Annotated in this window: 14 protein-coding genes and 2 tRNA genes; 4 read left to right on the top strand and 12 right to left on the bottom strand. The window is 61.7% G+C overall.

The window, feature by feature from the left end; genetic code table 11:
• From xsc to V3C40_RS25770, 6 genes are all read right to left on the bottom strand, one after another.
• On the bottom strand, positions 1-1230 hold a 1230-nt coding region (gene xsc, locus V3C40_RS25795; RefSeq protein WP_331778873.1), incomplete at its 3' end, for a sulfoacetaldehyde acetyltransferase.
• Between the two features lie 225 nt (positions 1231-1455).
• The gene (locus tag V3C40_RS25790; RefSeq protein ID WP_331778872.1) at positions 1456-2466 is read right to left on the bottom strand and encodes a porin; all 1011 of its coding nucleotides are present in this window, start codon (positions 2464-2466) and stop codon (positions 1456-1458) included.
• A 70-nt stretch (positions 2467-2536) separates the two neighbouring features.
• On the bottom strand, positions 2537-3352 hold the full coding sequence (locus V3C40_RS25785; protein WP_034758622.1) for a thiazole synthase: 816 nt from the start codon (positions 3350-3352) through the stop codon (positions 2537-2539).
• A 26-nt stretch (positions 3353-3378) separates the two neighbouring features.
• Entirely contained in the window at positions 3379-4728 is a 1350-nt protein-coding gene (locus V3C40_RS25780) for a D-amino acid dehydrogenase (protein ID WP_331778871.1), read from the bottom strand.
• Positions 4729-4744: 16 nt separating this feature from the next.
• Positions 4745-5809 (bottom strand): YeiH family protein, encoded by a 1065-nt coding sequence (locus V3C40_RS25775; RefSeq protein WP_331778870.1) that lies wholly within the window; start codon positions 5807-5809, stop codon positions 4745-4747.
• A 205-nt stretch (positions 5810-6014) separates the two neighbouring features.
• Positions 6015-6884, bottom strand: coding sequence for an NAD(P)-dependent oxidoreductase (locus V3C40_RS25770; protein WP_331778869.1), 870 nt, complete (start codon positions 6882-6884; stop codon positions 6015-6017).
• A 259-nt stretch (positions 6885-7143) separates the two neighbouring features.
• Here V3C40_RS25770 and V3C40_RS25765 point away from each other — a divergent pair, with 259 nt between their 5' ends.
• Positions 7144-7797: an FxDxF family PEP-CTERM protein gene (locus tag V3C40_RS25765; RefSeq protein ID WP_331778868.1), complete on the top strand. Its 654-nt coding sequence runs from the start codon at positions 7144-7146 to the stop codon at positions 7795-7797.
• Between the two features lie 48 nt (positions 7798-7845).
• Here the strand turns inward: V3C40_RS25765 and hisC are convergent, their stop codons facing one another.
• Entirely contained in the window at positions 7846-8904 is a 1059-nt protein-coding gene (gene hisC / locus V3C40_RS25760) for a histidinol-phosphate transaminase (protein WP_331778867.1), read from the bottom strand.
• A gap of 129 nt (positions 8905-9033) precedes the next feature.
• Here hisC and V3C40_RS25755 point away from each other — a divergent pair, with 129 nt between their 5' ends.
• Positions 9034-9696 (top strand): hypothetical protein, encoded by a 663-nt coding sequence (locus V3C40_RS25755; protein WP_331778866.1) that lies wholly within the window; start codon positions 9034-9036, stop codon positions 9694-9696.
• A 159-nt stretch (positions 9697-9855) separates the two neighbouring features.
• Here V3C40_RS25755 and V3C40_RS25750 read toward each other — a convergent pair.
• The 5 genes from V3C40_RS25750 to V3C40_RS25730 all read right to left on the bottom strand — a co-directional run bounded on the left by V3C40_RS25750 (position 9856) and on the right by V3C40_RS25730 (position 13579).
• Positions 9856-9945: transfer RNA gene (locus V3C40_RS25750), tRNA-Ser, on the bottom strand.
• 268 nt (positions 9946-10213) lie between these two features.
• Positions 10214-10303, bottom strand: a tRNA-Ser gene (locus V3C40_RS25745).
• A 76-nt stretch (positions 10304-10379) separates the two neighbouring features.
• A complete protein-coding gene (serS, locus tag V3C40_RS25740; protein ID WP_331778865.1) occupies positions 10380-11669 on the bottom strand; it encodes a serine--tRNA ligase in 1290 nt (429 codons plus the stop codon).
• Positions 11670-11804: 135 nt separating this feature from the next.
• Complete coding sequence (locus V3C40_RS25735) at positions 11805-12008, bottom strand: hypothetical protein (protein ID WP_151093744.1); 204 nt, start codon at positions 12006-12008, stop codon at positions 11805-11807.
• Between the two features lie 149 nt (positions 12009-12157).
• A complete protein-coding gene (locus V3C40_RS25730; RefSeq protein WP_331778864.1) occupies positions 12158-13579 on the bottom strand; it encodes an aminotransferase-like domain-containing protein in 1422 nt (473 codons plus the stop codon).
• A 180-nt stretch (positions 13580-13759) separates the two neighbouring features.
• On the opposite strand from V3C40_RS25730, the gene V3C40_RS25725 reads away from it, so the two are divergent.
• Positions 13760-14050, top strand: a complete 291-nt coding sequence (locus tag V3C40_RS25725; RefSeq protein WP_331778863.1) for a DUF2917 domain-containing protein — start codon at positions 13760-13762, stop codon at positions 14048-14050.
• Positions 14047-14784 carry an NAD-dependent epimerase/dehydratase family protein gene (locus V3C40_RS25720; RefSeq protein WP_331778862.1) on the top strand — a complete coding sequence of 246 codons (738 nt, stop codon included), beginning with the start codon at positions 14047-14049 and terminating at the stop codon, positions 14782-14784. Before V3C40_RS25725 ends, V3C40_RS25720 begins: the two co-directional genes overlap by 4 nt.
• Position 14785 lies beyond the last annotated feature (1 nt).

The following is a 14785-nucleotide window of genomic DNA, read 5'->3' as shown; positions in this document are numbered from 1 at the left end:
TTCGCGCAAGACCTGGCGCGGGTGCAGGTAGTTGCCCGGCTCTTTCTTTTGCTCTTCGATCATGTCCAGGCTGTACGCATCTTTTTCGTGCGTCCAGTTCGTCAGCTCCTCTTCCCACGCCGCCTTTTCCGCTTGCACGGTGGCGTAGCGCTCGCCGCGCGTGGCGTCGCAGTCGAGTGCCTTGCCATCGAGGCGAGCCAGGATGGCCTTGGCGGCCGCCTTGGCGTCGCCGCAGATACCCACGGAAATCTTTTTGACCAGGCCCAGCATCTTGTTGTCCGCGTCGATCTGGATGATCTTGGCGTTCTTCGGCCAGTAATCCATACCGTGCTGCGGCAAGGTACCGAACGGGCCCAGGCGCGAGCCTAAAGCGACGACGACGTCGGCCTTGGCGATCAGTTTCATCGCTGCCTTGGAACCTTGGTAGCCGAGCGGACCGCACCACAGCGGATGGCTGGCGGGGAAGGAGTCGTTGTGCAGGTAGCTGTTGACGACGGGGGCACCGAGGCGCTCGGCCAGCGCCTTGCACTCCTCGATGGCTTCACCCATGACGACGCCGCCGCCCGAGATAATCACGGGGAACTTGGCTTTCGCCAGCAGTTCGGCCGCATCGTTGAGGCTTTGTTCGCCGCCGGCACCACGGTCCAGGCGGTTCGGCTTTGGAATTTCGGCCTTGATTTCGCCATAGAAATAGTCGCGCGGGATGTTCAGTTGCGTCGGGCCCATTTCCGACATGGCGCGGTCAAAGCAGCGTCCCGTGAATTCCGCCATGCGGGCAGGATTGGTCACGTGACCCTGGTATTTCGTGAACTCCTCGAACATCGGCAGCTGGTTCGCTTCCTGGAAGCCGCCCAGGCCCATGCTCATGGTGCCCGTTTCCGGCGTGATGATGACGACGGGCGTATGCGCCCAGTAGGCGGCGGCAATCGCCGTCACGCAATTGCTGATGCCGGGACCGTTCTGGCCGATGACGACGCCATGGCGGCCCGAGACGCGGGCATAGCCGTCGGCCATGTGGCCGGCGCCCTGCTCGTGCACGACGGGAATCAGGCGGATGCCGGCCGGGGCGAAGATATCCATCGGGTCCATGAAGGCCGAGCCCATGATGCCGAACATGTCGGTCACGCCATTGGCGGCCAGGGTTTCCACGAACGCTTCGGAAGGCGTCATTTTTTGCGGGCCTACTGGAACGGCAGCGGCGGCGGCTTTTTGGTCGGACAAATCGGTCATGGCTCAGTCTCCTTACGGTTTTATGAAAAATCGGTATATTTTGTTCCGATATTTGAAATACGTGTTCAATTTAACGGTTGCGAAATGTGCTGTCAATGAAAATTCATGAAAAATCGGACTGTTTCATTCCTGAATCCGGAATCCATGCATGTGCACCACTGCTGAAACAACAATGGCGGCTTATCCGCAACAGACAAGCCGCCATCTCTACCCGCGTCGCCGTGCTTAGAACTTCAAACGCATGCCGGCCGTAAAGGCGCTCGAGTTATGCCCAGGCAAGGGCACGCTGCCGCCGCTCGATGCATCGCCGACGAAATTGGTGCCCGCGCCATCGTTGTTGATGCGGCCGTACGAGGTGTACAGATTCGTGCGCTTGGACAAGGCATAGGTGTAGCCGATGGCCAGCTGGCGCCCGCCGCGGCGCGCATTCGTGCGGTCATCCTTCTTGATGTAGGACGCCATCACGCTGCCCGCCGCGCCCACGGGGGCCGACGCGCCCAGCATGTAGCTGCGGAAATCCGTGCCCGCGTCATCCTTGTCCGTCTCATACGCGGCGTGCAGCTTGGCGGGGCCGAAGTCGTAGGTGCCGCCCAGCAAGGTGACCTTGGCCGTGTTCAGCGGCGTGTCCTTGCGGTTGTCGTGGGCCAGGGTCAGCACCAGCGGGCCGTTGGCGTAATCGATGGAAAAGTCGATGGTGCGCCCCAGGGTGTTGCTGTCCGGCTTTTCGCCGAGGCCAACCATCACGGCGGCCGACAAGCCGTTTACCTTCGGCGTCTCGTACATGATCGAGTTTTTCGTGCGCAGGCTGGCCACGCTCATCAGGTTGATCGAGGCGCCCGTCATGCCCGTCTCGAAGGGGTCGATATTGTCCAGCGCGGTAAACAGCGGGTTGTGCTGCAAGCCCAGGTTCACGGCGCCGAAGCCGCCCGACAGGCCCACGTAGGCCTTGCGCCCGAACAGGGCGCCCTGGCGGTTGGCGCCCGTATCCACGTCGAGACCATTTTCCAGCACAAAATTGGCCTTCAGGTTGTTGCCCAGGTCTTCCGTGCCCTTGAAGCCGATGCGGCTGCCCGATTGCACGCCGGTGGCCAGCTTGGTGACGGACCCGTCCGCGCCGCCGTGTTCGGACGTCAGGCCCGCATCGAGCAAGCCGTACACGGTGACGGACGATTGGGCGCTGGCGTTGCCGGCGAAGAAGGAGGCCAGGATGGCTGCCGCTACGAGTGTGTGTTTCATGTCATCTCCAGGTATTGTGGTTTTTATAAACGCTTGAAACGATAGTCAACTACCTTGCTACAAATCGGGCTCAGGCGATCAGCCCGGCCATCGGCGACGACGGCGAGGCGCTCATGACGCCTGCTCTCCGGGGCATGCGTCCGGCCAGATAGGCCTCGCGTCCGCCCTGCACTGCCAGTTTCATGGCGCGCGCCATGCGTACCGGTTCGCGCGCCGCCGCGATGGCGGTATTCATCAGGATGCCGTCGCAACCGAGTTCCATGGCGATGGCCGCGTCCGACGCCGTGCCGACACCGGCGTCGACCAGCACGGGCACACGGGCTTGCTCGATGATCAGGGACAGATTCCACGGATTCAGAATGCCCATGCCCGAGCCGATCAGGGACGCCAGCGGCATGACGGCGATGCAGCCGATGTCTTCCAGCATGCGCGCCTGGATGGGGTCGTCGCTGCAATACACCATCACCTGGAAGCCGTCGCGCACCAGTTCCTGCGCCGCCTTTAACGTTTCCGGCATGTTCGGGAACAGGGTCTTTTCATCGCCGAGCACTTCCAGCTTGCACAGCTGGTGCCCGCCCAGCAGCTCGCGCGCCAGCTGCAAGGTATAGACGGCGTCGCGCGCGTTGTAGCAGCCGCCCGTGTTGGGCAGGATCGTGTATTTCGATGGCGGTATGAAATCGAGCAGGTTCGGCTCACCCTTTTCCTGGCCGATATTCACGCGCCGGATGGTGACGGTGACAATCTCGGCGCCGCTCTCTTCGATGGCCAATCGCGTTTCCTCGAAATCCTTGTATTTACCCGTGCCCACCAGCAGGCGCGACTGGTAGGTGGTACCGGCCAGGGTCAGCCCGGCCGGTGGCTGGCTGGGGGTGGCGTCGTCTCTCATCTTGATCTCCTAAGTTAAAGCTGGGGTCAGTCCCGTCGGGATTGAAATGTGCCCCATTGGGGTACATTTCCCCGGCGGGTCTGACCCCGGAATGCCTCTGCCGCAGACTGCGGTGCCAAACGTTGCCCGCAAAACGCAAAATCGACTTCCGGCCGCCGCCCGGACACGAGGTCGGCGATCGCCCTGCCCGCGCCGCATCCCATGGTCCAGCCCAGGGTGCCGTGGCCCGTGTTGAGGAACAGCTGGCGGTAGCGCGTGGTGCCGATATACGGCACGTTCGATGGCGTGAGCGGGCGCAGGCCGGCCCAGTAGACGGGGTCGCTGTAATCGCAGGCGTGGGGAAACAGCGCTTGCACTCTGCGCGTGATGGCGGCACAGCGCACAGGGTTCAGTTCTCGCGTGTAGCCGTTCAGTTCGCACGTGCCCGCCACACGCAGGCGCTCGCCCAGGCGCGAAAACACCAGTTTGTGCCCATCGTCCGTCAGCGAGACGGTCGGTGCGCTGGCGGGGTCGCGTATCGGATAGGTGGCGGAATACCCTTTGCCCGGATACAGCATCAGGCGGATGCCGAGCGGCTGCAGCAATGGCGCGGAAAAACTGCCCATGGCCACCACCACGGCATCCGCGTATTCCAGGCGGTGGCGGCCTTGCGCATCGATGCATTCCACGCCCGTGATGCGTTCGCCATCCGCCAGCAAGCGCGTCACCGTCGTGCCGTACTGAAAATCCACGCCGGCTGCGGCCGCGCGGGCGGCCAAGGCCGTGGTAAACAAATGCACATCGCCCGACTCGTCGCTGGCCGTAAAATCGCCGCCGACGATGTGCTGGCGGGCATGGGCCAGGGCCGGCTCGATATGGATGACTTCATCGGCGCTGACCGTGTTGCGCGGGCAGCCCAGCTCGCGCAAGAGCGCGGCGCCCGACTGCGATTTGTCGAACTCCTGCTGGTCCGTATAGAAATGCAATATGCCCCGCTCGAGGTGGTCATAGGCTATGCCCGTCTCACGGCGCAAGGCTTGCAGGCTCTGGCGGCTGTACTCGGCCAGGGCGACGATCTGGCGCATATTGCGCGACACGCGCGATGGCAGGCATTCGCGCAGGTAGTGCAAGGCCCACTGCCATTGCAGCGTATCGAGGCGGGGACGGAACAGCAACGGCGCATCGTCCTTGCCCAGCCAGCGCACTACCTTGCACAGGGTGGCGGGATTGGCCCACGGCTCCGCGTGCGAGACGGAAATCTGCCCGCCATTGCCGAAGCTCGTTTCCTGCGCGGCGCCCGCCTGGCGCTCGAGCACGCGCACGTCGTGGCCCGCCTGGCGCAAGTACCAGGCCGATGCCGTGCCGACCACGCCGGCGCCGAGGACAAGGATCTTCATGGCGGGGTCGGCTCGCTCAGCGCGTCAGCAGGACGGCGATGGCAACGAAGGCGGCGATCCACACGGTTTCCATCACCAGCATGATCACGGGGCGCCAGCCCAGCGAGGCCAGCGACTGGAACGACGTTTTGACGCCCAGCGCGGCAATGGCGATGACGAGACAGGCGCGCGAAGCGTTGTTGATCCAGCCATTCACTTCCTGCGGGATCAGGCCCAGGCTGTTCGTGATGACGAGCCAAACAAAACCGATCAGGAAAAAGGGCACGAGCGGCGGCGCATCGACTTCGCTCTTGCCTTCCTTGCGCTTGAACATGATCGACAGGCCCAGCACGACAGGCACGAGGCAAGCCACGCGCGTCAGTTTCACGAAGGTGGCGACGTCGCCCGTATGGTTGCTGACCAGGTAGCCGGCGCCCACCACTTGCGCCACGTCGTGGATGGTACCGCCGATGAACACGCCCGCTTCCGTCGGGTCAAAACCCAGCAGCTTGACCAGCAGCGGGTAGACGATCATGGCCAGGGTGGACAAGGTCGTCACGCCGACCACCGTCAGCAAAGTGAATTTTTCGTTTTCCTTGGTTTGCGGCAGCACGGCGGAAATGGCCAGCGCGGCCGACGCGCTGCAGATGGCGACCGAGCCGCCGGACAATATCCCTTCCGTGATGGGGCGTTTCAGCCACTTGGCCAGCAGATAGCCAAAGCCCAAAGTCGCCACCAGGCCGCCGACGACGATCAGCAACGGCGTCACACCGACCGAGGCGATCTGGTTGAAGGTGATGCGCGCGCCCAGCAGGGCCACGCCCGTGCGCAGCAGCACCTTGCTGCAAAACTCGATGCCGGGCTTGCAGGTGGGGTCCGACGCGAGGAAGTGAAAAGCCAGGCCGAAGAACAGCGCGTACAGCAGTTGCGGCCCACCGTAATTGCTGGAAATGAAGGTGGCCGACAGGGCGATCACCAGCGCGATGGCCACGCCGGGCCAGCTGCGCAGCACGGCGCGGGGACGCCAGATGGCAACGGCGGAAGACAGGTAGGGGATGTTCTTGTCGACAACGCGTGTTATCGCTGAGGAGTTGGTTTTCATGCGGGTCCGCTCATAATGTTTTAAAAATTGGGACATTTCATCTCGTTTTTTAATAATACACGATGAGCTCACGAAGTCCATGCTTTTCCATGAAAATCGAAACGGGATGTTCCGGAAACTGACGTTTTAATGATGTCAGCACCGTAAACGACGAGCGGCGCGGCCCTTTGCAGGGACGCGCCGCTCGCTACTGACGAGTTAAACTTTACTTTTTGTTCATGCGGGTGATCAGGCTGGACGTGTCGTAACGGTTGCCGCCCGCCTGCTGCACTTCGGCATAGAACTGGTCCGTCAAGGTCGTCACGGGCAAGTCGCTGCCGTTGCGCTTGGCTTCAGCGAGGCAGATACCGAGATCCTTGCGCATCAGGTCGACGGCGAAACCGAAGTCGAACTTGCGTTCGATCATGGTCTTGCCCCGGTTTTCCAGCTGCCACGACTGCGCCGCGCCCTTGGAAATCACGTCGACCACCAGCGCCGCATCGAGGCCCGCGTTTTCCGCAAAGGCGATGCCTTCGCTCAAGGCTTGCACGAGACCGGCGATGCAGATCTGGTTGACCATTTTTGTGAGCTGGCCGGAACCGGAGGCGCCCATATAGGTGACGGCGCGCGAGAACAGCGCGATGACGGGCTCGGCGCGCGCGTACGCTTCCGCGTCGCCACCCACCATCACGGTCAGCTTGCCGTTTTCCGCGCCCGCCTGGCCGCCGGACACGGGTGCGTCGAGGAAGAACACGCCCTTTTCTTTTGCCGCCGCGTGGATGGTGCGCGCCGCTTCGGCGGAAGCCGTCGTGTGGTCGATCAGGATGCTGCCCGGCGCCATGGCGGACAGCAGGCCGCCCTCTTCCAGGATCACTTGATACAGGTCGTTATCGTTGCCGATGCAGGTGAAGACGAACTCGGCGCCCGCAGCGGCGGCGGCCGGCGTGGCGGCGCTGCTGCCCTTGTATTGCTCCAGCCAAGCGGCCGCGCGGGCCGGATTGCGGTTGTACACGGTGACGTCGTGCCCGCCCGCCGCCAGATGGCCTGCCATAGGGAAACCCATGACGCCCAAACCGATGAATGCCACTTTTGCCATATTGTCCGTCCTGTCGATGTGTGAATCCGATTATTGTTGCACAAATGTCCCGCGCCAGCAGCATCGTGCCGCCAGGCGCCAACTCAGACCGCCAGGCATTAGCAATTGGCAAACATCAGCGATTTACATATGCAAGATCAAAATTATCATAAATAATTTATGTTGTATTTTTTTCTATTTAATATTACATTGAACTGGCATTACAAATAAGGAAACTTTTTGCCGCATCCTTTTCCCAACCCTCGTTAAGGAGTCGATCTTGCAAACCTCACTTACCCGCATGAAAATCATCAGCGCCGCCGCCCTGCTGTTCGCCGCCAGCGCCGCACACGCCGACATCACGGTCTTTACCAGCCAGTCCGCCTATCTGGCAGCGGCCGGCAATACCGGCGTCGATACCTTTGATGATTTGCCCATCGATGCACTCGATGGTCCGCTGTTCCGCAGCGCCGGCAGCTATGCCTACACGGCAAGCAGCGTTGGCGTCTCGCCCATCCTGTACGGCGCAGGCACGGGCAGCGACAATTGGCTGAGCACCAATAACCGTGACGACAGCGTGGTGTTCTCCAACTTTTCCAGTGCCGTACGCGGTGTGGGGGGATTCTTCTTCGGATCGAACTTTTCCGGCGAATATGCCAGTGCCCAGAGCATCACGCTGACCGCGCGCAATGCGCTGGGCGAGCTGCTCACCTACGAACTGGTATTGCCGACACAGGCATCGTTTGTCGGCTTCCTGTCGACGGGCGCCTTCTCGGACCTGGCCGTCAGCACGGCCGGACAGATCGGCATCTGGCCGACCATCAATAATCTGTCCGTGTCGGCCGTACCGGAGCCAGCCACCTACGGCATGCTGCTGGGCGGCCTGGGCTTGCTGGGCTTCATGGCGCGCCGCCGCCGGTCCAGCCAGCAGTAAGCAAAGTGGCACCTGATACGGCTGCCGGCAGCCGTATCAGGCCTGCCATCACGACAATATCTCGCGCAAGGCCGCCATCAAGGCCGCGCACTCGCCCACGTTGCCGATGCTGATGCGCAAATACTGATTGATACGCGGTGCATTGAAATGGCGCACGATCACGGAACGGGCGCGCAGGCCCGCCGCCAGTTGCGCCGCATCATGCTGCGGGTGGCGCGCAAAGACAAAGTTGGCCACCGACGGCAGCACCTCGAAACCCAGCGCCGCCAGATCCGCCGTCAGCTGTTCGCGGCTGGCAATCACGGCCTGGCGCGTCTGCTGGAAATACGCTTCGTCGTGCAGCGACGCAACGGCACCGGCCAGCGCCAGCCGATCCAGCGGATACGAGTTGAAACTGTTCTTCACCCTTTCCAGTGCCTCGATCAGATCAGGATGCCCGAAGGCACAGCCGACGCGCAAGCCGGCCAGCGAGCGCGATTTCGAGAACGTCTGCACCACCAGCAAGTTCGGATACCGTTCGACCAGGGTCACGGCGCTCTCGCCGCCGAAATCCACATACGCTTCATCGACCACCACCACGGCGTCAGGATGGTCGCGCAGCAAGGTTTCCACATCGGCCAGCGGCAAGTCCACACCCGTCGGCGCGTTGGGATTCGGGAAGATGATGGCGCCGCACGGCTCCTGATAGTCTTGCGGGCGGATGCGCATGGCATCGTCGAGCGCTACCGTGCGGTAATCGATACCGTACAGCTTGCAATACACGGGGTAGAAACTGTAGCTGATGTCCGGAAACAGCAGCGGTGCATCGTGCTTGAGCAAGGCCATGAAGGCCAGCGCCAGCACTTCGTCGGAACCGTTGCCGACGAACACCTGCGCGCTGTTCAGGCCGTGGTAGCCGGCCAGGGTTTGCTTCAGTTCGCTGGCCGTGGGATCGGGGTAGAGGCGCAGGCTGTCGTTACTAGCTTCGCGCAGCGCGGCCAGGACTTGCGGCGATGGGCCGTAGGGGTTTTCGTTGGTGTTGAGTTTGACCAGGTCGGGCAGTTTCGGTTGCTCGCCAGGGATATAGGGGGTCAGCTCGCTGACGATGTTGCTCCAGAATCGGCTCATTGCTTTTATTGGTGGGGTCGGGATGGGAGGGGGTAGATTACCATAGGCTGAGCGGGGTCAAGGTGGGTGGCGACGGCGAGGGGTAGCGTGGACGGCATCGGCATCGGCCGAAGCTGAAGAGGACGCAGCATGAATAGCATGCACAATCTGAGCGATCCGTGGCTGCGGCCTGACGCGCTGGAGCGACAGACACGCCAGCGCAAGATCAATGCATGGCTGCAGGTTGCCGCCAGCCTCAGCGAACAAATCGCTGCCGAATTGCAGACTGCAACAGACCAGCTACAGGGCGAAGGAATGGCCGACCTGCAACGCGCGATGGCACTGGCGCAACGCTTGGCGAGGAATAGCAAGGCCATGCACGATACCCTCGGGACACTGTTTGACAGGGGTGAAAAATGCGAGGAGCATCGAGTGAAAAGCATGGAGGATTGCACCATGGACGAGCAGGTCAATACACTGGCAAAAGACATGGCTGGTGTGAAACTGGATGTTGCTGATTTGAAGGTGGATGTGGCTGGCATCAAGGTGGATGTGGCCGGTCTGAAAACGGATGTGGCTGGCCTCAAGGTGGATGTGGCAGACCTGAAAACGGATGTCGCCGGCCTGAAAACGGATGTCACTGTCCTCACGACGGATGTCAGCAGCTTGAAACTGGACTTGGCGGTGGTGCGCTCCAATTATGCGACCAGATCTGATGTGGCTGAGGCGAAGTCGACTGTCATCCTGTCGTGCGTGGGGACGATGATTGCGCTGGCAGGTGTGGCGTTTGCGGTGGCGCGGCTGGTGCACTAGCTTGCGTTGGTGGGGGTGCTGGCATTCAAAGCTGAATGGAGGAAAAAACGCCTTGCGCTGCGCGCTTTGGGCGGTTTTTCTACCTGCATTGATACGTCGCAGGCTTTTTTGCATCACTAATAAAAAAAGCTCCCTTGCGGGAGCTTCTCTTATGTATTCTGGCGGAGAGGGTGGGATTCGAACCCACGGTACGATTTAACGTACGCTTGATTTCGAGTCAAGTACATTCGACCACTCTGCCACCTCTCCGTTTACTGCGGTCTATTCATTCAAACTGGCGTGCCGGTTTGAACGAGGCGCTATTTTAGCATGGGTGTTGTTGGGTTGGGTAGGGGTTTATTGGTGATTTGCAACTGAGGGCTGGCATTTAGAACCAAACCCAATTTGACGATTCGGGGAGCCTCGCGCAAGTACGCGCTCGTCTTCGAATCCCACGCGTACGCCCCGCAGGGGGCGTACTCCTTTCCGCCGCCACAAATAAAAAAAGCTCCCTTGCGGGAGCTTTCTCTATTTGTTCTGGCGGAGAGGGTGGGATTCGAACCCACGGTACGATTTAACGTACGCTTGATTTCGAGTCAAGTACATTCGACCACTCTGCCACCTCTCCATTTGCTGCGGTCTTTCCCGCATTGCTGCGAGAAGGCAAGATTATAGCAGCCCGCAGCGAAAAGAAAAGGACTATTTTAGGCCTTCAGATGCGTCAGGCCGCCCATGTACGGGCGCAGCACGGCCGGGATCTCGACGCTGCCGTCTGCCTGCTGGTAATTTTCCAGCACGGCGACCAAAGTGCGGCCCACTGCCAGGCCAGAGCCGTTCAGGGTGTGCGCCAGTTCCGGCTTGCCGGCGGCGTTGCGGAAACGCGCCTGCATGCGGCGGGACTGGAAGGCTTCGCAGTTCGACAGGGACGAGATTTCGCGGTAGGTGTTTTGCGCCGGCAGCCACACTTCCAGGTCGAAGGTCTTGGTGGCGCCGAAACCCATGTCGCCCGTGCACAGCGACATCACGCGGTATGGCAGGCCCAGGCGTTGCAGAATCGTTTCCGCGTGGCCGACCATTTCATCGAGCACCTGGTACGAGGTGTCCGGATGCACCACTTGCACCATTTCCACCTTGTCGAACTGGTGCTGGCGGATCATGCCGCGCGTGTCGCGGCCATAGCTGCCCGCTTCCGAACGGAAGCATGGCGTGTGGGCCGTCATTTTCAGTGGCAATTGATCGAGCGCGAGGATTTCATCGCGCGCGATATTCGTCAGCGATACTTCCGACGTCGGGATCAGGTAGAAGGTCTCGCCCTCGCCTTCCGCGCCGCCTTTTTTCACCGAGAACAGATCGGCTTCGAATTTCGGCAGCTGGCCCGTGCCGCGCAAGGAATCGGCGTTGACCATGTACGGCGTATAGCATTCCGTGTAGCCGTGCTCGTCCACGTGGGTGTTGAGCATGAATTGCGCCAGCGCACGGTGCAGACGGGCGATGCCGCCCTTCATGACGGAAAAGCGCGAACCGGTCAGCTTGGTGGCCACTTCGAAATCGAGGCCCAGCGGGCCGCCCACGTCGACGTGATCCTTGACTTCAAAGTCAAAAGTGCGTGGCGTGCCGACCTTGCGCACTTCCACGTTGCCCGACTCGTCCGTGCCCACAGGCGACGATTCGTGCGGCAAATTCGGCACGGCCATGATGAAGTCGCTCAGCTTGGCTTGCACCACGGTCAGGGCCGCTTCATCGGCTTTCAGCTCATCGCCCAGGCCGGCCACTTGCGCCATCACGGCCGAGGTGTCTTCCCCCTTGCCTTTCAGCATGCCGATTTGCTTGGACAGCGCATTGCGCTTGCCCTGCAGCTCTTCGGTGCGCGTCTGGATCGCCTTGCGTTCGGCTTCGAGGGCGGTAAAACCTGCCACGTCGAGCTGGAATTTGCGCGTCGCCAGGCGTTCTGCGACGGTGGCGATGTCTTTACGGAGAAGTTGGATATCTATCATGGGTGGATGGCGGTGCCGATGTATCGAAAGCACTCATTGTACCAAGACCCGTTCAGTTCTTTATGAGTTTTGCACATGGCCGGCCATCGTCATGGCGGCATGGCTGGGCACTCGCGCCCGCTTTACATCCAGCGCTTAGATAAAGGCGGCTTTTTCGGCAGCGGTCAGGCGGCGGGCGCTGACGGTGACGACAGGCATCGTGCTGTCGGCGGCCTGGGCAATCACGGTGGAGGTGGCGCTCACTTCCACGGTGTTCGCGCCGGCGGTGGCGAAGCTGGCGCCGATGGCGATGATGGCGGCGGCGACAAAGGTGATTTCCATGTTTTTCAGTGCGTTCATGATGTGACTCCTGGTTGGTTTGTGTGGTTGACTGCTGCTGGTATGGTGGTACTTTAGCCAACGGCCACAAACAAGGCCACCGGCTTGCGACCAGCGGCGAAAAACAGGGAGCGAACGGTGAAAAACGGGGACTGAAACGTGGAGAATAGTTACAAGGCGTCCTTGACGAGGCGACCAAGGCGGCTGATAGCCTGCTCGATGCGCGGCGTCCACGGATTGCCGCAATTGAGGCGCAGATAATTGCCGAACTTGCCCGAGGCCGAGAACAACTGGCCCGGCATGTACGCCACGCCGTCCGCGATAGCCTGGCCGTGCAGGGCCAGCGCATCGATTTGCGGCGGCATCTGCACCCACAGCACGAAACCGCCCTGCGGCTCGGACAGCATGCAGTCGGCCGGAAAGCTGGCAGCCACGGCGTCGGACATGCGGGCGATGCGCTGCACCAGGGTGCGCCGCATCTTGCGCAGTTGCTGGTCGTAGCTGCTGCCCTCCAGAAAATCGGCGAGCACGGCCTGGAAGAAATGGCTGGTGGCGCCGCTCGACACGGTTTTCAGCAAAGCCACTTCCTGCGCGAAGCGGCCGGCCAGCACGTAGCCGACGCGCGACGCAGGGGTAATCGCCTTGGAAAACGAGGAGCACAGCAGCACATTGCCGCTCGTATCGTAGGCTTTCACGGGCCACGGCCGCTGCGGGGCAAAGCACAGGTCGCCATATACATCGTCTTCCACCAGCGGAATATTGAATTCCGACAGCAGCCCCGCCAGGCGCTTCTTGTTTTCTTCCGGCATCACGCAACCGAGCGGGTTGTTTGCGTTCGGCACGAACAAACACGCTTGCACGAGGCCGGCACGCAGGGCCAGCTCGAGCGCGTCGAGCGACGGCCCCGTCTTCGGGTCGGTGGGAATTTCCAGCGCCTTCATGCCCAGGCTTTCGATCATCTGCAGCAGCACGAAATACGTGGCCGACTCGATGGCAATCGTGTCGCCGGGCTTGGCGACGGCGCGCAGGCACAGGCTGATCGCTTCCGTGCAGGAATTCGTCACGACGATCTCGTGCGGGTCCAGCTTGCCCCAGTCCAGCGCGCGGCGCGTCACCTGGCGCAGGAAATTGCTTTCGCTGACGTCGTAACAGCTGACCTTGCTCAATAAAGCGGGCTCGCGCCGCGCCACGGCGCTGATGGTGCGCTGCATGCGCTTGATGGGCAATATCTCGTCGGGCGGCCAGGCCGTGCCCAGCTGCACGATATCGGGCGCCTCGTTTTCCTTCAGCACGCGCATCAACAGGTTGTTGATGCCGACAAAGGCCGGCTCCTTCAAATGCTGGGCGTCCGCGCTGCACGGGCGGCGCGGCGCGCGGTGGCGCACGAAATAGCCGGACTGGGGCCGCGCATCGACTTGCCCCCGGTCTTCCATCAGGCGCAAGGCTTGCATCACCGTGCTGACGGAAATGCGCTTTTGCTGCGCCAGGTGGCGGATCGATGGCAGGCGGTCGCCGGGCGCGAACACGCGCGAGTCGATCAAGGCGCCCAGTTCGTTGGCCAGGTGCTCGTACAGATTCAAATGCGCGCTCATGTTCATCCCTTCAGTATGCAGCTCGCGCGCGTGGCCGGCACAGATACAGTTGCCGAGTTTTTTGACAAGCACAGTGTACGACAAGGAGTACTGTATGCATCACAATTTCGTTTTCCTGCATCTGTCATGGTTCACGGCAAGCGCCTAAGCTGTTCCTGTCAGCACAACAGGAGCGATGCCATGCATACCGACCACGAATTACGCAGCGAACGGCCTTTGCGCCTGGAAAAAGCGCACGCCAGGGTCATCGAATGCCTGTCCGGCACGGCGTGGATCACGGCCTACGCCCAGTTCGAGGATTGCGTGCTGCGCAGCGGCGAACGCTACACGATACCGAACGACGGCCTGGTGCTCGTCGAAGCCGTGGGTAGCGGACACATCCGTGTGCATGGGACGGCCGCCCCCCGACCTGCCCTGTTGCGCTGGCTGAACCTGGCACTGCCTCACACACTGGTCACAAGGAATACATGACACAAGCTCCACTGCGCGTCCTCGTCACGGGCGCCGCCGGCATCATCGGCACCGCTTTCTGGAAGCGCCGGCACGGGGAATTCTCCCTGCGCCTGGCCGACCTGCACACAGGCAAGCTGGCCGAAGCACCCTGCCCATCCATCAAGCTCGACGTCGCCGACTATGCCGCCTGCCTGGCCGCCTGCGCCGATATTGATGTGGTGCTGCACCTGGCCGGCGTGCCCCACGCCAGCGCCGATTTCGATGCGCAACTGCTGCAGCCGAACATCGTCGGCACGCACAACATCTTCCGCGCGGCACAGGAACAGGGAGTGAAAAGAGTGGTGCTTGCCAGCAGCGCGCAAGCCATCGAGGGTTACCCGCTGGACGTGCAAGTACAGGAAAGCATGCCGGCGCGCCCCGCGAACATGTATGGCGCCAGCAAGGCCTTCGGTGAAGGCGTGGCCTCGGCCTTTGCGCACCAGCACGGCATGACGGCGATCGCCGTGCGCATCGCCAACGTGGCCAACTTTGCGCCAGGTCAACAGCACAGCGCACGCGACATCGCCGCCTTCATCAGCGAACGGGACGTGGTGCAATTGCTGGCCCGCTGCGTGACGGCGGACGTGCCGGCCGGCTACCACGTCGTGCATGGGGTGTCGGACAACCGCTATAAGCGCTTGTCGATCGCAGCGACGCGCCAGCTGGTCGGCTATACGCCGCAGGATGACGGTTTTACCCTGCTGGGACTGTAGC

Origin of the sequence: Janthinobacterium sp. LS2A, assembly GCF_036543145.1 — a bacterium.
Taxonomy (GTDB): domain Bacteria; phylum Pseudomonadota; class Gammaproteobacteria; order Burkholderiales; family Burkholderiaceae_D; genus Janthinobacterium; species Janthinobacterium aestuarii.
Note: the sequence above shows the minus strand (reverse complement) of the source record. Positions and strands in the feature narration are given on the sequence as shown.